This window comes from Muricauda brasiliensis (assembly GCF_003057865.1).
Classification (GTDB): Bacteria; Bacteroidota; Bacteroidia; order Flavobacteriales; family Flavobacteriaceae; genus Flagellimonas; species Flagellimonas chongwuensis.
The window spans coordinates 93,120-112,463 of the sequence record NZ_QBTW01000011.1 but is presented as its reverse complement, the minus strand read 5'-3'; the positions used below and the strand labels follow the sequence as shown (position 1 = coordinate 112,463).

Below are 19,344 nucleotides of genomic sequence, written 5' to 3'. Positions count from 1 at the left end.
AATTAATGAATAAATATTGACGCTTGTTCATTTATTCCAATAGTCCAAAATTGGAAAGCGCAAGTAATAAATTTTGATGTTATTTGAATATATTTACTAGAAAAGACAATATTCCAAAAGTTGCTTTACTTCTGGAAATCATTGTTAAACGTATTTGCTATGAAGCGTTTTACCCTTACACTATTTTATTGTTTAATGGCATTGTCGTGTATCGCTCAAGCTCAAAAATTGGAGCCTAATGATATAACAGTACTCATCAAAAAGTATAAAAATGATATCCGGGGTCCTTACAAGGACATCCGTTGGTTCTGCACAGATGGAAGTATCCGAGCTCCCAAAGATCCATGTCCCGATAACATTGGCCCTGGCGTACAACATGCCCGTTATAAGGATGAAGTGGTAGCCTTGGGCAAAACCAACCATATATTCCTCGGTCAAATCTTGGCATACACCGAGTTGGAACCTTTTTGGGACGCTCAGAACAATCATTCCCGACTCAAGCAATACCAACTCGATAAGTATTTAAAGAGCGTGGATAATGGTTGGATCAATCAAAAAGGCCAGTTCTATCGAGGTGCAATACAGTCCGAGGACGAACAAGCTTGGGGAATCGAATTTTATAAATGGCTTTTGGCCAAGGATGAGGTGTTGAGAAATGAATACTTTTTGGTGCGTCAATCCTTAAAGGATATTCCACATAACGGGGACGACAACGTTGCTCAAAAAATGAGGAGCGAATCAAAAGTGATATCCGACTTGTACCTTCCTTTTATGGACCTAAGGACCAAAATCCACAGTCAGCCAGAAGAATCTGATATCCAGAAAGTAATTAAGTTCAAACAGGCGCAGGCTTCAAAATTGACAGCGGATATTGCTCAAAAGCTCGATGCACTGGTCGCCACCATGAAAGAATTTCATAAGCCCGTCGATATTTCAAGATTGCCCAAAATAGCACCTTTGGCCATAGGAACACCGCTTGGTAATTCCATCGGTAGTTTTGCGGCAAGTGCCACAAGTTTGAATTCCCCTAAACTGTTGGTTGAGCAAGCGTCCCAGCTTTTATATGATATACGTGAAGGGCTTATTGAAGAAAAAAGACCCATGGCCAGACTTCAATTGTTGGATGTTTCTTTGAAATTGGAAGAGATTGTATTCAAAAGTTCACCAGATTATCAACCTGAAAATTTGAAAGAGCTATTGCATAAAATATGCTACTTGGGAATGGCGGTTACCGGATCGGGCTACCTCGAACAGTGGGAATGGGATCAATTGGCAAGCGAACTCACCAAATACGACATTCAAGATCGCTCCCTCGGTGAATTTACCGAAGTTTTGAACAGGGCAAGAGCCGCTGTGGAATGGAGCGCCGCTATGACAAAGGCGAACTATGAAGCCACCGTTAAGCAATATGTGGCTTTTGAACCCCTCGCAGCCGGATTTATAGATGACAAAATCCGTGGTTCGGTCTCGCTTCATTTAGGGCAGAGCGTTGGCGAATTGGGCAATTTAATATCAAATGAATCGCAATTGGCGAACAAAGTGATGGATGTGCAGAACCAAAGCACTATTCGTGGACTTAACCCGGGTTATGCTTTTGGGGAACTTGTGGTCGTGGGAGGCAGTTCTGACGATATTGAGGTTTCTTCCGATAAAATCTATGTGTTCCAGCGCCCACCCTCAGATTTAAAACCCGTGGCGGGCATTGCCACGGTGGCCGAGGGCAACATGGTCTCGCACGTACAATTATTGGCGCGAAACCTTGGGATTCCGAATGCGGCCCTATCCGATGAAAATTTACAGGCCTTAAAAAAATATGACGGTACCAGGGTTTTCTATGCCGTATCCAATAAAGGGAACGTCATCATTAAGCCTGAGAACCAAATGTCGCAAGAAGAGCTGGCTCTTTTTGAGATTAAGGAAAGAAGGGAAGAACGTATAGAGGTGCCTGTAGGACAAATCCGTTTGGACGAGAATAATGTGCTTAACATGCGAACCGTTGATGCCGATGATTCCGGAAAATTGTGCGGGCCCAAAGCGGCCAACCTTGGACAGCTCAAAAAAATGTTTCCCGATAAGGTTGTTGAGGGATTGGTGATTCCCTTTGGGATTTTTAGAACCCATATGGACCAAAAAATGTCCGGCCAAGAGGGTTCGTATTGGGAATTTTTGACCGATATGTTCCAAGAGGCGAACCGTATGTTGGATTCGGGAATTTCTGAAAATGAAGTAGAAAATTATCAGTTGAGACAATTGGAGACCCTGCGCTCGGCCATAAAAAAAATGGAGTTGCTCGACAGTTTTGTAGATCAATTGGAAAATGGGTTCAAAGAGGTATTGGGAGGTGACCTTGGTAAAGTTCCTGTATTTCTACGTAGCGATACCAACATGGAAGATCTTAAGGAATTTACAGGTGCAGGTCTTAACCTTACCATTTTCAATTCGGTGGACAAAACCAAAATTTTGGAGGGTATAAAAGATGTTTGGGCATCGCCCTACACGGAAAGGAGTTTTAAATGGCGCCAAAAATATTTGTTGAATCCCGAAAATGTGTACCCTTCCATTTTGGTAATCCCGAGCGTAGACGTAGATTATTCGGGCGTTTTGATTACCAAGGGAATAAGTTCAGGAACGGATAAAGACCTTACCGTAGCTTTCAGCAGAGGAGCCGGTGGCGCTGTGGATGGTCAGTCGGCAGAGCAATATCTTATCAAGGACAGTGGAGCCTATACCTTGTTGGCACCGGCAAGGGAACCTTTTTACAACGTACTTCCTGTAACGGGCGGTACCGAAAAGAAGAGTGCAACCTTTCAAGAACGAGTGCTCAAGGAAAGGAACATCAAAGAAATCCGAGATTTGGCACGTACCATTCGGGAACGTGTTCCCAAAGAAACCAACTCGGATTACGAGGGTGCTTATGATGTGGAGCTTGGTTTTAAGGACAACAAATTATGGTTGTTCCAGATTCGTCCGTTCGTTGAGAACAAGAAGGCTTTGGGGTCAACGTATTTGGAATCCATCACTCCAAAGATTGACCTTGAAAAACGTATTTCACTTTCTAAAAAATTGTAAATGAAAAAGATAGTTGTTATAGTATTTTTAGGTTTGATAGGACTCGGATTCAGCGAGTTTGTGGAATATCCTATCGATGGATACGAGCGTACTGGAATCAAACGCCTCAAAAGACTTCAAATGGTCAAAAACGGTGAGTTGAAGGAATCTTCTCCATTGCCCGAGGGTGCCATGAAATCTTGGGAGGACATCAAGCTCAATCTCTTATCCAGAAAGGAAGATAGCGTTGGAAGTTTTTTTGAAGTGGACGAATCATTTCAGAAAGATATAGGTGCCCTGTTCCGAGGTCTCGACAAAAGCTATTCTTTGGCCATTTTGGATATTTCCGACCCCGATAGCGTCCGATATGCCGAACGTAACAAAACATTGGGTTATCAGCCTGGGAGCGTAGGCAAATTGGCCGTACTTACTGCACTTTTTGAACAATTGGCCAAAATCTATCCCGATTCTTTTGAACTGCGTACACAATTACTTAAAAACAAAGAGGTGAAAGCAGGGGTCTGGGGGCTCACGGATGAACATACCGTTCCCGTTTTTAATGTGGAAAAAAATACATTGGTAAAACGCCAAGTCGTTGCCAGTGATGTATTCAGTCTGTATGAATGGGCGGACCATATGCTCTCCGTGAGCAACAATGGGGCAGCCAGTATTGTATGGCGGGAAGCATTGTTGATGGCCGCCTTCGGCGAAAAATACCCTGAGCTAACGGATGAAGAGGCCATGGCTTATTTTAAGGAAACCCCTAAAAAAGAATTGACCGACTTGGCCAACGATGTGGTAAACCTACCGCTTCGGGATTTGGGAATAACTTCCGATGAATGGCGATTGGGCAGCTTTTTCACCTCAGGAGCCAATACCTACGTAGGAGATAAAGGCGGAAGTATCGGCACTCCTTATGGTTTGATGAAGTTTTTGGTACAGTTGGAGCAAGGTAAGGTGGTAGATGAGGAAAGTAGCCTCGAAATGAAGCGGTTAATGTACATGACGGATAGGCGTATACGGTATGCGCAGTCACCAGCTTTAAAAGAAGCAGCGGTTTATTTTAAATCGGGAAGTCTATACAAATGCGATAGGAGCAACGGCGAGGAATGCGGAAAATATATGGGGAATGTTCAGAACTTTATGAATTCTGTAATTATCGTGGAACACCCCGATAATTGCAGGTATATGGTGGTCTTGATGACCAATGTGCTCCGAAAAAATTCGGCATCGGACCATATGTATTTGGCCTCTGCTATTGACAAGATTGTTAGGAAAGGTTGATTTCCTTGAGTGCATTTTGTGCAAAATCCTTAATTTTTTGGCTGTCATCGGTGGCCAGGTGCTCCAAAAGTGGTACAAAACGATTGTCCCGTTGTTTGGCCATCAGATAGATTACGGCCAATTTTAATCTTACATCAGGGATTTGCAATAGCTGCTCAAAACATTCGATTTCGCTGGGGATGGTGTGTTTGATTTTTTGTATTGCCTCTTCAGACGAAAAATCCATAGTGGCTTCCTCTATTATGGGCAATAATCTCTGTTTAAGGTTTCCGGTAAGCAGATTGTCCAAGAATTCTATCGCTTTGATTCGGGATTCTTCCTTGGGACTCAAAAGGCCCAAATAGGCATTATGAACATCTTCCTGCACATATTTAAGCCCAAGTAATTTGAATATGCGTTCCAGCCCTGAATCAAGTCTACGTTCCAATAGCTCCAATAAGGATGCCCTCGCATCTTTTTCTTCCATATTGATGAGTCCTCCGGATTTTTTTCGATTTCTGTACGAAATAATGATCTGCGTGTGCATTGCCGATAACGTTTGATGGTACAGTTTACATTCTTCAAAAATCTTGGCGACTATCTTGAATCGGTTGAAACGAAGCGTAGGGCGCTCTTTTCTGATATCGCTCAGTGCTCGTACCACGGACAATCGTACACTTAGGTCCACATCATCAAAAAGTTGGAATAATGAATGTACAGCCTCCTTGGACATAAAGGTTTTTATGACCAATGGTACAAGTCTGCAAACATCGAGGTTTACTGAACGGTTCTTTACATTTGAAACTAAGATAGGAAGGATGCCTGGACCGTAATTGTGCAAGGCCTCTATGACAAACGGACGCATGTTTTTATGAGTGAGCAATTGCAGTAATTTGTTAATGAACAATGGCCGCATGCTCAATCCGGCCGCTTTAATTGCGGCCTCCCTAAAATGATTATCCATACTATTGAGATAATCTGTTATCACCGGGTAGAATTGAGGATAACCCGAAGCGCCAATGGTCTTTAATACGAGTGGATTTAGTGCGATGTCTTTTTGGGACAATCGTTTTTCCAATCTGGCTGAAAGTTCATATTTGTTTTTTAGGGTCTGGTTGCCCGTACTTTCCAAGGCCAAACAATACAGTGCGGTATCTTTTATTAATTGGCTGTCCGCTTCTAGAAATTTGTCGAAAATGTATTCTTCATTTTGTTCGGCGTGCAATAACAAGTATTCAAAGGTTGCCAAGGTCAATTCTTCATCATTATGCTCTAACAGTTCGTTGATGTTGGTAATCATGCTAGAGCTGTTCAAAAAATACAGATTCCGCATGGCGGCTGCTTTTACCTTAAGTGAGGGATGGTCAAGCAATCTGATAACATCATCTGTAAATCTCTTGTCATTGATTTCCATCAATTTGTTGAGCATAAAAAGAATCTGTTCGTCGGTGCCACTGTAAAAAACGTTTTTCATTCCTTCCACAGCGGAAATCGGCTTCACTTTTGCATTGGATGATGCTGAGGTACTTGGCGAAACATTTTCAAGGTTCTTTTTAAAAGTGGCATAATATTCCTTTCGTAACACACCGATAAAAAATATCCATACGAGCACTAAAACTATGATCAATAGGGGAATGCTAGTGGTTCCGAGGTCTAGGGCGCTCACGAAAAAAATGAGCAATAGACCGGCAATTCCAGTGGCTATGCTGTCAACAACCACATCTATAAAAGATTTGGTACGGTTTTTTAGTTCAAAAGGTAAAGGGAGCACCAATAATTCGGATGCACTTTTGTTTATGGATTGTTTTAAAATGCCATCCATGGCCTTGATGACGACGATTGCGGACAGTTCGGGCAATATCAAAAAAAAGATAGAGCCGAAAAGGATGCCCAAGGGCAGGAGCAACAGCGAAAATCCAACGCCCCAAATACCAACAACACGATGGGTAACAAATAATTGGATTCCCAAGGACAACAGGTTGAATGTGGAAAACCAAAATGCCAAAAAGGAAGTAAGTTCCTCAGGGTCTTCAAAGGATTTTGCGGCAAAATCACTGAACTGATAGTCCACCAACTTGGCCACCAACACGCCTACGGCCACCGAGAGTGCCATGTAGGTTAAATGGCGTGATTTTTTGATCAGTTTGTACGGATGGCCATCTGTAATAGAGATTCGCTGCTTTTTTTTGAAATCATCTAGCTTATTTACCCGAAGTTTCCAGATTACCCCTAAAACGGGAAAACAACCCATAAGCATGATTGCGGCGATGAGAATCATGGCATCGTTCCCTACGAAAGGTGCCAAAATGGAGGTAATGTAGCCTCCAAATATACCGCCCAATATGGCTCCAGAACCTATAAATCCAAACAGCCTTTTGGCATCCCTTACATTATACACTAGATTGGCCAATACCCAAAATTGGGATGCGGAAAGCACGGCATATATAGCCGACCAGATATAAAAAAAGAACAACAAATAGGGATTCATTAGTCCCATTTTTAAAAGAATGGCCAATGCCACAAGTACACTTATGGAAGTGAGCAATGTGGTTTTTATAATGTGGTTTAGCCCAAATTTGGTCAGCACCCGTGTATAGAAAAAAGAACTTAGGACCGCGGTGAAAGCGACCAGAATATAGGCCACGGATAATTTTTCCGCACCAAGTTCTGAAAGAAAAAGCGCATTGATTGTCGGTTTTATAATCAGTAATACGGAAATGATCAGAAAGATGTAGCAAAACATAAAAAGGGAGATTTTGAATTCTCCCTTTCGTATGTCAAAAAACTTCTTTGTTAGCTCAAATATCATTGGCGATGTGACTTTCCAATGATTAAATTTCGGGTTTTTTCAATACTTTTTCGATGGGCTTTACCAAATTTCGAATAATCTGTTCGCCATTAGGGTCATCGATCAGTGCGACCAAGATGTATCTTCGATTGGACTCTTTGCCCCATACCAGAATGGAATCGGAATGATAGGTTTTCCAAGAGCCTGATTTCCTAAAAAGACGTGCGGAAGGCGCAATCACCTCCAAGGTATTCACGAATTTGTGGTGAAGTTCCGGGTTCTCCATGATGTTGAGCATTTGTTTGGAGCGCTTTTCATTTACCAGTTTACCATTGGCAAGTAAATAATAAAAACGGCACACCTGTGTAACGGATGCGGCATGGCTGAGTTGTTTTAGAGGTTCCCTATTGGTGTCTCCACCGCCACCATATCTTTTGCCTACCCAGAGCCCGCCTCCGTTGCCTTCATCGTAGAAAGCATACTTTGGGTCGGTCATTACGGATTCTATCTTGGCATACCCCAAACGGTCAATCATTCTGGTAGATGCTGCATTGTCCGATTTGCTGATCATTAATCTCATGTCCTTTTTGACTTCGGAAGTTTCAATGATCTCACTCTTTTCTATAGCGTCCATTGCGGCAAGTAGAATGGCAATCTTTGGTAGGCTTGCAGCATACATCATGTGATTGCCGTTGATCCTTGCAAATCTAACACGTTCGGGGTTGCTAAGATCCACGATGCCAATTGCCATCTTTTTTTGACCTATCAAGCTGGCCCATGCCTCATTGCCCAAAATCTCGTCTTCTAGATTTGCTTGTAACGAGGTGTCTATCAACTTGGTCAACGGTTTTACTTTTTCGCTCCCCACTTTTATTGGTAGAGTTTGCTGCCCAAAGATGGAAAAGCAAACGGGAAAAAATAAAAATGCGAAATAGGTGATTTTCATTTAAAACGCATATTTAAAAATTAGTCAAAATTATATAATCGTAAGACACACAATGTGTTAAATAATAAAAATTAGTTAAAATGCTAAATTGAGCATTTATAGGGTGTATGAGCTGTGTTGGAAATTCAACATGTTAAAATTCATATGGATTAATACGATTGTAAATATTGTTTCGGTTTTTCGGTAAGGGCTAATTTTTCTATGATAAGTAAATGTTTATGAAGAAGTATCCGAACCTTAAAAATGGATTTCTTTTTACAACAGAGTTCCTTTTTTGAATTAAGTATAATATATTGTAAGTAAAACGTTACATAATTATACTGTTTCCCCAAAAAAATGCTCAAGAGATACATACTTATCATTTCTGCCATCATCAATATCGTGTCAATTTTGGCCATATTGGGATGGATGTTTCAATTGGAATCCCTCACCAGGGTTGTTTCCGAACTCCCGTCAATGAAATTCAACACAGCCTTGTGCTTTATTTTCTTGGGAGCTACCATAGTACTTATTGTAAAACACTATAATATAGTTTTTGCGCATATCGTCAATGCATTTTTATTGATTGTAGGTTTGTTAACTTTGAGTCAGGATATTTTTGCCATTGATTTGGGAATAGACCAATTTATTGTGGAGGATTACTTTGGGATACGATCAAGTAACCCGCACCCGGGCAGGATGTCGTCCGCCACTTCACTCTCTTTTTCGCTTTTGGGGATATCACTTTTACTGATTTTATTAGGGAAACCTAACAAAATGAGGTTTGCAGCATACATGTCCCAAGCTGTGGCATTTTTTTCTTTCTTGGCGATCACAGCTTATTTTTTTCAAATTCCTACGGAGGATAAGATCAACTTTCTTTCATCCATGGCCGTGCATACAGCAATCGGATTTCTGTTGGCGAGCACAGCCATTTCACTTATGGTCCCAAAATATGGGATTATGGAACTTTTTATTGGTAGGGGGATAGGAAACCATCTTGTAAGAAAAATGTTTCTCCAATTATCGGCTGTGACCCTTTTGATCACATATGCCATCTTCCGTATCTACAAGGCAGGGTACTTAGAATCAGGTTTTTCAATTGCCGTACTTGCAGTTGCATTTATTTCGACGGTACTGTTTTTTTTAATGGTAGTTATACCGGCCATAAACGATTTGGAACAGGAAAGAAGAAGTGCACAAAGAGACCTTTTGGCCACTAGTACGTACCTTAACGCCACACCGGACCCTATCGTAATTATTGATGACTCCGGCAAGATTCTACTTTCCAATAGTTTAATGAAAAAGACTTTTGGCTATGATGCCATACGCTTAAAGGGAAAAAACATTAACGATTTTGTGTCCGATGATTTTACAGAGGTTCATAAGAACCATATCAAGGAATTTTCAGCGGTAGAACCTACCATTGAGGAAAATGGAGAGGAAGCAAACATTACATCTGTAATTGAGACCCACTTGCTCAAAGATAAAGGCAAAAAATTACCGGTTGAAATAACATTAAATTCCATTGTGACCTTAAACGGTTACAACACCATTGTTGCTTTTAGGGATATTTCCAGAAGGATCAAAGCAGAGTCCAATTTCAAAAAGGCCAATGAAAAGGTTTTGGCAGCCTTGGATGCCTCCATCATTGGGATATGGGATTATGATATCGAGGATGGTTCCATTATCTGGGACGATACCATGTACAATATTTATGGTCTGGACAAGGAAAAAGAGCCTATAAAGTTTTCGATTTGGGCAAGTATGATCCACAAGGACGATTTAGATTGGGTGCTAAAACTTTTGGAGGGTGCCATAGCCAATAAAACGTCTTATGAAGGTGATTTTAGGATTATTTGGCCTGACGGTTCCATGCGCCACATACGCGCAAAAGGATCGGTATATCTTAATAAAGAAGGCGAAGTAATCAGAATGTTGGGGACCAATTGGGACATCACCGAGCAGAAAACCTATGAGCTTGCTTTGGAAGCAAGTACGGAACAAAATAGACTGTTTATAGATGAAGCACCAACGGCCATAGCCATGTTCGATACCAACATGGTGTACTTGGCAGCTTCCAAAAAGTGGTTGGAAGATTATCACCTTACAGAAAGTGTTATAGGTAGGTCGCATTACGATGTGTTCCCAGAAATCGGGGATGACTGGAAAAAAATCCACCAAGAATGTTTGAACGGGGCCGTAAATACGTGCGATGAGGCCGTGTTTGAAAGGGCAGATGGCTCTAAACAATGGATAACATGGGAGGTTAAGCCATGGTACAAAAAGCCCGATGAAGTTGGAGGGTTGCTCATGTTTACCGCAAACATCACACAGTTCAAAGAAAATATCATGGAACGCTTGCGGTTGCAAGATATGTTGGACCAATCCAACCAGATTGCAAAAATTGGGAGTTGGGAATATGATGCTTCAAAAAATACTCTTGCCTGTAGTTCTATGACCAAAGAAATATATGGTGTGCCCAAGGATAGGGAACCCAGCTTGGACAGAATGCTTTCTTTTTACTCCAAGAAAGATGCAAAAACGTTGGACGAAGCCATTCAACAATCCTTGGAACAATCGCACTCCTTTGATATGGAACTTAAAATGAACGCCGCCGATGGAGAGAAAAAATGGGTAAGGGTCATAGGTAGGACAAAAGGTTCTGAAACTGACGGTAAAGTGTATGGAATTTTCCAGGACATTACCAGAATGAAGGTTTATGAGACCTCATTGATAAAGGAAAAGCAGAAAGCAGAGGCAGCTAATAGATCAAAATCCGAATTTTTGGCAAACATGAGCCATGAAATCCGAACGCCCTTGAACGGTGTCATTGGATTTACGGATTTATTGATGAAAACCGAGCTCAATGAAAGTCAGTCCGAGTATATGCACACAGTCTATAACTCGGCGAATCACCTTTTGGATATAATCAATGATATTCTGGATTTCTCTAAGATCGAGGCAGGGAAATTGGAATTGAACATTGAGAAAATAGATCTGCTGGAACTTTGTGATCAAACCATGGACATTGTCAAACATCAGGCACATGCCAAGGGCCTTGAAATATTGTTGGATATTTCCCCGGATATTGATCGCTCTATACATGCAGATTCTGTTCGCCTACGCCAAATACTAACCAATCTTTTGGGGAATGCGGTAAAATTTACCCATCAAGGTGAAGTAGAGCTTAAAGTCAGGTATAAGCCCGAATTGGGGACGGACCCAAACAAAAAATGCTTTGTTTTCTCTATTAGGGATACAGGGGTCGGCATAGCCGAACATAACTTGGAGAAGATTTTTAAGGCTTTCGATCAAGAAGATGCCTCAACGACCAGAAAATTTGGAGGAACGGGTCTAGGACTTACTATTAGTAACCGTCTTCTGAATTTTATGGGAAGCAGTTTGCATGTGGAGAGTAAACTCAACCAAGGTAGTGTGTTTTCCTTTGTTGTTGAGTTTAAAACGGAGGATGAATCCAGTAGGGGAGATGAACCGTTAAAATCCAAAGTAAAAAAGGTCTTGGTGGTCGATGACAATCACAATAATAGAATCATATTAAGGGATATGCTAAAACTCTCCCATATTGATTCGGAGCTTGCGATCCACGGAGTCGAAGCACTGGAACTTTTGGAGAAGCATTCAGATTTTGATTTGATGATCTTGGATTATAACATGCCTTATCTCAACGGAGTTGAGGTGATTCAACATGTTCGTGAAAAATTTGGTATGTCCGCGGAACAACTTCCCATAATGCTGCTACACAGTTCCATCGAAGATGAAAGCATAAAACAAGCCTGCTCCGAATATGGGGTGCGTTTCAATTTATCGAAACCCGTAATGTTGCGGGATTTACAGTCTACACTCATTAAGGTCGGCAGTTCAAATGGTGTTGTTAAAACAGAGTCATCGGAACAAGCAGATACTAAAAGCTTGGAACATTTATCTCCGAATATTCTGGTGGCCGAGGATAACCCCGTAAACAGATTTTTAGCACGCACTTTGTTGCAAAAAATAATGCCACAGGCCAAAATTGTGGAGGCTCACGATGGCTCGCAAGCAGTTGAACATGTTGTCCAAGCTCAGTTCGATGTTATTTTTATGGACATCCAGATGCCCGTAATGAGTGGGTTCGATGCTACCCAGAAAATAAGGGAGCTAGAGGAGCCTAATGAACATGTTCCTATAGTTGCACTAACCGCAGGAGTTGTTAAAGGAGAAAAAGAACGCTGTTTGGAATATGGAATGGATGACTATGTCACCAAGCCGGTAGTCTTGGAAAAGTTAAAAGAAGTCCTTTCAAGTTTCCTCTTGAAGTAAAATATTACAATTAATATGTTTTTCATACAATTTTATGTCCGATTCTATGTTTAAGTAGGTATAAACCTACTTTTAGAAATGGGCACTATCCTAAAAAATGTATTGATTATCAGTCCCACGGAAAACCTCATGGAGAGTTTCCAGAGTTTTGATACTTGTCGTGACTGGGAAATGGACTATTGCCAAGATAGCTTTAGTGCCTTGCAACGTTTAAAGAATTCAACCTATGATCTGATCATAATGGATGAAGGCATAGGACCTTTAGATCCTTTCAAGGTTATGGAGTATGTTTTTCATGAGCTGCAAAAGTCCTATCCAATGGTAATCGTAGGTGACAATAGCAAACCAGAAGCGATACACGAAAACTATCAACGATGCAATTATCCCATAGAGCAATATAATGTTGATGCGCTTGTACATTATGGAAAAAGTGAAGAAAAAGAAAAGAAACTTTTCTCCTTGGAATATTTAAACGAACTATCCGACAATAATCAGGAATTTATTGAGGAATCCATTGTATTGTTCAAAAACACCTTGGATGCCAAGTTTGTTGATCTTCAAAAGGCCATTTCAACCCCGGATTTTGAGGAAGCACGTCAAATAGCGCATAACATAAAGCCCAGCTTTTCGATGTTGGGCAATGATGCAGGACCGGTTATTTGCAATACGATTTGCTATAACGCTTTAGAAAGCGAGATTCCAGAATTAGCCCAAACCTTGATGAAGGAATATGGGTTGATTGTAGATGAAATTGAAAAACAGTTCCCCAAATTAAAAGCAGTATGAAGAAGAGAATTTTGATCATCGAAGACAATCCCATGGTTGTAAAATCATTGGAGTTTAAGCTGACCAAAGATGGGTATGACGTTGTTGTGGCCGAAGACGGTAGAAAGGCTTTGGAAATACTCAAGGAAGACGATGCCATTGAATTGGTCATTACTGACCTAATGTTGCCCTATATTACAGGAACGGAACTCATAGAGCATATCAGGAACAATACTCCCACTATGCCCATAATAGTACTCTCTACTTCCAATCAAGAGGAAATTATAACTGATGCCTTTATGATGGGGGTCAACGATTTTATCACCAAGCCCTTCAGTCCCAACGAACTGTCTTTGCGGGTAAAAAGAACCATTGAAAGTCATTGATTGTCTGTATTGGAGAACATAATGCCTGATTGGCCTTGGCCGTTAAAGGTAACGGCCTTCTTTGTATGCTTGTTTTTTTTGTTGGTGATCGTTACAGTGTCCGCATTGATAATCCTCAGACGCTATAAAAACGCAAGAGACCGCAAGAAAAAATTATTTCAGGATAATATCGATACTTTTTTGAACAACGCTTTGTTCGATGAAACGTTTGATCTAAAAAAGGAGGCAAAAACCTTCAGATTCCAATTCTTAACATTCAAGTTGCAAAAGAAAATTGCCGTAAGGCAAATCTTGGTCTATAACGAAAATCTAAAGGGAGAATCATCCATCACCCTAAAAAATATTTTCCGGGCATTGGAGCTCGATACCTTTATATTGGATTCCTTGAAGAACGGCAGGTGGTATGATAAGGCACGGGCAATCTATGTACTCTCGGAACTCCACGTAAAGGAATTCAAGCAAGTGGCACTTTATTTAAACGATAAGCACGAGACCGTGCGTGCCCAAGCTATCTATTTCTATATAAAAACGGCAGAGAACAAACCATTGTCTTTCTTCTCCAAATTAAAAAAAGAACTTACGTTGTGGGAGCTCATCCAGCTGGAGGACTGTTTAAAGTTTGTATACGAAGGGGCTACCCCGGACTTTTCCTTATGGTTGAAGCATGAATTGAGCACCGTTCTCCTTTTCTCCATTAGAATGATTCAGCAATTCAATCAATTTGAACACATTCCGGCGATTGTTCCTTTTTTGGACCATCCCAATGAACAGGTAAGAAAACAAGCAGTGACCTCCTTGCGAAAACTGAATTATGAAAAGCTGCTGGATGAGGTAATGCCCAAATTTTCCAAGGAGACCCGATTGGTCAAAAAAGAAATCATCAAAGCGGTGGAAACCCTTGGAGATCTACAAATGCTTCACAAATTAAAGCCGGCCCTTGAGCAAAATATGGAGTGGCAGACCCAACTTATGTACTTGAGTGCAGAAAAAAGGATGCAACCCAACTTTTAAATTTAGGCGAACCTGTGGAAAACCTATACATCAACCATATTACGGAAATTATAAGCTGGCTGTTTTTGGCGTATGGGGCCATTGTATGTTCTGGGTATGTTTTTTCTGCATTTTTTTCCTATCTGGAAATACGCGAATATAAACGTAAGAATGGTTTAAAGGATGAGATAGCACTGTTGCAATCCACAAATCTACCTTCCATATCCATTTTGGCCCCCGCCTATAACGAAGAGGCCAATATTGTGGAAAATGTAAGGTCATTGCTTACGGTGAACTATCCCTCATGCGAAATTGTCATCATCAACGATGGCAGTAAGGATGGCACCATGGAAAAACTCATTGAAAGCTTTCACTTGGTCAAGGACGATTCCATTTACTATAACATTTTGCCTTCACAGAACATCAAACAAATATATAAGTCAACGTTCAAATCATTCAAAAACCTTAAGGTTGTGGACAAGGCAAACGGCGGCAAGGCTGATGCACTTAACGCAGGGATCAATGTGTCCAAACACGATATCATTTGTTGTATCGATGTGGATTGTGTACTGGAAAGCGATGCATTATTAAAATTGATAAAGCCATTTTTGAACAACGAGAAAAAGGTTATCGCATCAGGAGGTATTATTCGTATAGCCAACTCTTGTATTATCGAAGATGGAAAAATTGTTGAGGTGAAGCTGCCCGACAAGTTCTTGATACGCGCACAGATTATTGAATATTTCCGGGCTTTTTTAATGGGACGTATGGCCTGGTCACGTGTTGATGGACTATTGTTGATTTCGGGCGCATTTGGCATGTTTGACAAGGAGACCGTAATAGAGGCAGGAGGCTATAACCCAAATACCGTTGGGGAGGACATGGAACTCTTGGTACGCATGCGTAGGCTCATGAGAAACAGAAAAGTAGATTACACGGTCGGATTTATTCCCGACCCGCTCTGCTGGACCGAGGTTCCGCACAACTGGACCATATTGCACCGGCAAAGAAACAGATGGACGCGTGGAACCGCTGAAACCCTTTGGATTCATAGGCGCATGATGTTCAACCCAAAATATGGGGTGCTTGGTCTTTTGAGTACACCGTATTGGCTGTTTTTTGAATGGTTTGCGCCCCTAGTGGAATTTTTTGGGATACTATTTTTTATTGCACTTATGATCTTGGGTCAAATCAATTGGATGTTCGTGCTCGGATTTACCATGGTTTCATATGGATTTGCGGTGCTCTATTCAGTAACCGCACTATTTTTTGAGGAATTCTCATTTCAGCAATACAAAAAAACCACCTATACCTACAAACTCATACTCACCGCATTTTTGGAACCCATCATTTTTCACCCCTTTATCCTTTGGTCATCCCTAAAGGGAAACATTGATTTGATACGCGGAAGAAAGTCTTGGGGCGATATGAGCAGAGCAGGTCTGGGCAAGATAAGGGAAGAGGTAATTACAAAATAGATCATGATACAGCCTTTTTCAAACAATAATATTTTAAAAACCATTCATGTATGAGAAAACAGTTTTGGTTATATGTTTTTCTTTTTTTGACATTGGGCGTTTGGTCACAGGAGACTGTTTCGGTGAACGAGATGTATACAATGGCCAGGGAAGAAGCGTTTGAACATAAAAATTATGATAAGGCCATTGGTTTTATGGAGGAGGTGGTGAAAAAAGCTCCGGAAAATGTGGACTATGCCATTTTTTTGGGGCGATTGTACACATGGGACAAACAAACCGATAAGGCAAGAAGAATCCTAGGAGCAACTTTCAAATCGAATTCGGAGTATGAAGACGCAGCCTTGGCTTACGCCAGCTTGGAGTTCTGGAATCAAGATTCGGAGAAGGCCTTGGAAATTACCAATAAAGGATTGCAATCCCATCCAGATTCCGAGAACCTGTTGGTGCTCAAAGCAAAAGTCTTAATGGACCTAAAGCGAGGTCAAGAAGCAAGCAAAACGTTGAACACCGCTTTGAAATATCATCCAAAATCCACCAACGTACGGTCCTTGTTACAGAATATGGCCACGGGCGAGAACTTGAATGAGGTAGGAATATCCTATAATTTTGTGGATTTCAAGGAGCGTTTTGACCAACCTTGGCATTTGGCAAGTCTGCATTATGGAAGGCAAACAGGCATTGGACCGATTTTTGGCAGGCTTAATTATGGCAATAGGTTTGGAATCGGAAGTACACAGTTCGAGATGGATTTTTATCCAAGAATTTCAAAAACGTTTTATGCCTATATCAATGGGGGAATATCCAACGATAAAGCTATTTTTCCAGAGTATCGCGCTGGATTTTCACTTTATGCCAATCTACCTGCTGCCTTTGAGGTGGATGCTGGTTTTAGAATGCTACAGTTTGATGAAGCCTCATGGACCTACACCTTTGGATTGGGTAAATATTACAAAAACTATTGGTTTAACCTTAGGACGTATCTGAATGCGGTAGATGCTGAGGTAGCAGATTCGTATGCACTTACGGCAAGATACTATTTTGGCGGAGCCGACGATTATTTTAGCGTACGGGTGGGGACCGGTTTTTCGCCGGACAATACATCGAACAATGTGCTGTTCAATAATACAGCAAGGTTACACTCTACTAATTTTGCCTTGGGCTATAGAAACCTGTTGGGCCAAACCCATGTTGTTTATGTAGAAGCATCTTATGACCGTATAGAGTTTGCTTCGGACACTTTTGATGACCAATACACTGTGAAATTGGGTTATATCAAGCGTTTTTGAGATGTAGGATGGACATACAAGAAGTATCGAATTAATATTCGATACTTCTTGTAGATCAATATTTCCTCAAATACTATTGCATCAGTTTAACTTCCAAACGCTATTGTCGGTTGACGAAAAATTACTCCTTTGGGTCCCTCCGATGGCAAATAGATCACCATTTAAATTGACCAACGTAAAGAAAATAGCCCGTATAGGGAAGGAATCAATCGTAGTGGCCAATTCCCAATCTTCACCATTTGGGGATATATAAAAGGTGGAGTAGCTATTGGGGCCATCAATAGGAGTAGTCATCAATATAATGGCATTGTCCAATACTACGGTTCTTACAGAGTTTATACCTCTCTCCCGAATGCCAGAAACCACCGGAGCGGACCAGTTTGCCCCATCCGTACTTGTTCTTGTACTGATTGATTCGATATCGGAATCTGGATTGGGTTCAAAGCAATATAGAATATCATTGAGGCTTTCAATTTGAAAACCGTATTTGGATTCAAATCCATGGTTTTCGGTTTCCAGCACCCAATTTAAGCCATCCGTACTACTATAGACATTTCGCTCAGGGGAAAGTTCTTCCACATCGCCCCGGTAGCCGGCAATCCTAAATATTTGATCTCCAAGAGCTGTAAATCTAGAGGACTGATATTGAGTAAAGGGTGTGGTCTCCGTTTCCTCCACCCAAGTGATGCCATCTTCGGAACTAAAAATCTTGTTGGACACAATACCCTCGTAAATACCTCCGTAGATCCATAGTTTACCATTGAACGCTATCAGCTCGTGCCCATAAATGGCCCCAAAAGAAAGATTGCCTTCAAATGTCCAGTTTTCACCATCAACACTGGACCAAATATCCGGGAGCGGAGTATCCGTTTCGTCTCTGCCTCCGATCACCCAAATTTTATCGTCAAAGACTTCAACACCAGCAGCTTTTCTGCTTCCGTATGCTGCATCTTCGGTAATCAAAGTAGCGAAAATGGCTTCGGTGGTAAAGACCTGTATTTCGCTTTCTGCTAGGGTAGTGCCATTTTCAACGGCTATTACCTGCCAATAATAGTCGGTGTTCAGTTCAAGGGCGTCGGTTTCCTCTATATCAAAGGCGGGCATGTCAAGTCCGGATGCGAATTCTGTCAACCCATCCTCGGAGGTTCCAAGAAAAACCGAGTATGTTACCGTTTGCTCTCCATCGTACTCCTCCCAGGCTATAGTCGGTGTCTTGGAAACGGGCTTTTCGTTATTGGAAGGACTCAATGTAACCAAGGTCCCAACCGTAATTTCTTCCCCGTCATCGTCGTTGCCATCGTCATCATCTCCAACGTCATCCACATCTTCAATTTCATCTTCGATTTCACTTCCATTGTCATCATTGCTGCAGGATAGCAGTAAAAATGTAAAGCAAATAGACAGTAGTGTCAAAAAAAGCTTTGTAGGTTTCATAATTTATGGTGTTTATTATAAGTGTTGTAGTTTTTGTTTCAGGTCAGAGTTAATATGAAAGGCCAAAATGGTCCATTACTTCATGGTAGGTCATTTTGTTAAAGTGCATTGTCTGTCCGTTTTTAGTTGTGGTACTGCTGGCGGGGATAATCACATATCTAAAATCCGTGAATACACCAAAGGCGGTGGGGGAGTTATCAACTGAGCGGGCGATAAAGATGATTTCGCCCAAATTTTCCGGCACTGTAAAGTAATAGGTTTGGTTGTTGAACACTACGGGAATAGCAACTACTGAAACTCCATCACGCCCATATACCAAAACGGTTCCAGAATTTAAAATATCGCTAGTAAATGCTTCATCTTCAATATTAAACTGTGTATAGCTTACAACGTCATTCGAAAATTGTTCCGGTATCCATTCAGAGGCGATTACATTGGCATTTCCATCTTCTCCAGGTTCACCTTGGGGTCCAGTTGGTCCTTGTTCACCCTGCGCCCCCTGAGGCCCTGTTGGACCTTGCTCACCTTGGGGACCGGTTGCACCCGCCTCACCATCTTCTGCGGAACAGCCGATGAATAAAGAGGCCAAGAGTATAATAATTGTTGTTTTAATAAATAAAATTGAGGTTTTCATTTTTAAGGTTGTAATTAATTGTTCTGT

The 19,344-nt window shown here is 41.3% G+C and carries 12 protein-coding genes; 8 read left to right on the top strand and 4 right to left on the bottom strand.

Going from position 1 to position 19,344, the window contains the following annotated elements; genetic code table 11:
* Window positions 1–159: 159 nt before the first annotated feature.
* The gene (locus DCK90_RS06490) at window positions 160–3,069 is read left to right on the top strand and encodes a PEP/pyruvate-binding domain-containing protein (protein WP_108245374.1); all 2,910 of its coding nucleotides are present in this window, start codon (window positions 160–162) and stop codon (window positions 3,067–3,069) included.
* Window positions 3,070–4,332 carry a serine hydrolase gene (locus tag DCK90_RS06485; protein ID WP_108245373.1) on the top strand — a complete coding sequence of 421 codons (1,263 nt, stop codon included), beginning with the start codon at window positions 3,070–3,072 and terminating at the stop codon, window positions 4,330–4,332. It begins immediately after the preceding gene.
* Here the strand turns inward: DCK90_RS06485 and DCK90_RS06480 are convergent.
* Entirely contained in the window at window positions 4,319–7,054 is a 2,736-nt protein-coding gene (locus DCK90_RS06480) for an Npt1/Npt2 family nucleotide transporter (RefSeq protein WP_159075782.1), read from the bottom strand. The genes DCK90_RS06485 and DCK90_RS06480 overlap by 14 nt on opposite strands.
* Window positions 7,055–7,142: 88 nt before the next feature.
* Window positions 7,143–8,045, bottom strand: coding sequence for a serine hydrolase (locus DCK90_RS06475; RefSeq protein ID WP_108245371.1), 903 nt, complete (start codon window positions 8,043–8,045; stop codon window positions 7,143–7,145).
* A gap of 336 nt (window positions 8,046–8,381) precedes the next feature.
* Here DCK90_RS06475 and DCK90_RS06470 point away from each other — a divergent pair, with 336 nt between their 5' ends.
* From DCK90_RS06470 to DCK90_RS06445, 6 genes are all read left to right on the top strand, one after another.
* Complete coding sequence (locus tag DCK90_RS06470; RefSeq protein ID WP_108245370.1) at window positions 8,382–12,344, top strand: response regulator; 3,963 nt, start codon at window positions 8,382–8,384, stop codon at window positions 12,342–12,344.
* A 78-nt stretch (window positions 12,345–12,422) separates the two neighbouring features.
* Window positions 12,423–13,130 carry an Hpt domain-containing protein gene (locus tag DCK90_RS06465; protein WP_108245369.1) on the top strand — a complete coding sequence of 236 codons (708 nt, stop codon included), beginning with the start codon at window positions 12,423–12,425 and terminating at the stop codon, window positions 13,128–13,130.
* A complete protein-coding gene (locus DCK90_RS06460; RefSeq protein WP_108245368.1) occupies window positions 13,127–13,495 on the top strand; it encodes a response regulator transcription factor in 369 nt (122 codons plus the stop codon). The genes DCK90_RS06465 and DCK90_RS06460 overlap by 4 nt, the downstream gene beginning before the upstream one ends.
* A 9-nt stretch (window positions 13,496–13,504) precedes the next feature.
* Entirely contained in the window at window positions 13,505–14,506 is a 1,002-nt protein-coding gene (locus tag DCK90_RS06455; protein WP_159075781.1) for a HEAT repeat domain-containing protein, read from the top strand.
* A 14-nt stretch (window positions 14,507–14,520) separates the two neighbouring features.
* Window positions 14,521–15,963 carry a glycosyltransferase family 2 protein gene (locus DCK90_RS06450; protein WP_108245366.1) on the top strand — a complete coding sequence of 481 codons (1,443 nt, stop codon included), beginning with the start codon at window positions 14,521–14,523 and terminating at the stop codon, window positions 15,961–15,963.
* A 50-nt stretch (window positions 15,964–16,013) separates the two neighbouring features.
* Window positions 16,014–17,249, top strand: coding sequence for a YaiO family outer membrane beta-barrel protein (locus tag DCK90_RS06445; protein WP_108245365.1), 1,236 nt, complete (start codon window positions 16,014–16,016; stop codon window positions 17,247–17,249).
* Window positions 17,250–17,330: 81 nt separating this feature from the next.
* On the opposite strand, the gene DCK90_RS06440 is transcribed toward DCK90_RS06445, so the two are convergent.
* Together DCK90_RS06440 and DCK90_RS17040 are read right to left on the bottom strand one after the other, a co-directional pair.
* The gene (locus DCK90_RS06440) at window positions 17,331–18,683 is read right to left on the bottom strand and encodes a hypothetical protein (RefSeq protein ID WP_108245364.1); all 1,353 of its coding nucleotides are present in this window, start codon (window positions 18,681–18,683) and stop codon (window positions 17,331–17,333) included.
* Between the two features lie 49 nt (window positions 18,684–18,732).
* On the bottom strand, window positions 18,733–19,317 hold the full coding sequence (locus tag DCK90_RS17040) for a collagen-like protein (RefSeq protein ID WP_199912658.1): 585 nt from the start codon (window positions 19,315–19,317) through the stop codon (window positions 18,733–18,735).
* Between the last annotated feature and the right edge of the window lie 27 nt (window positions 19,318–19,344).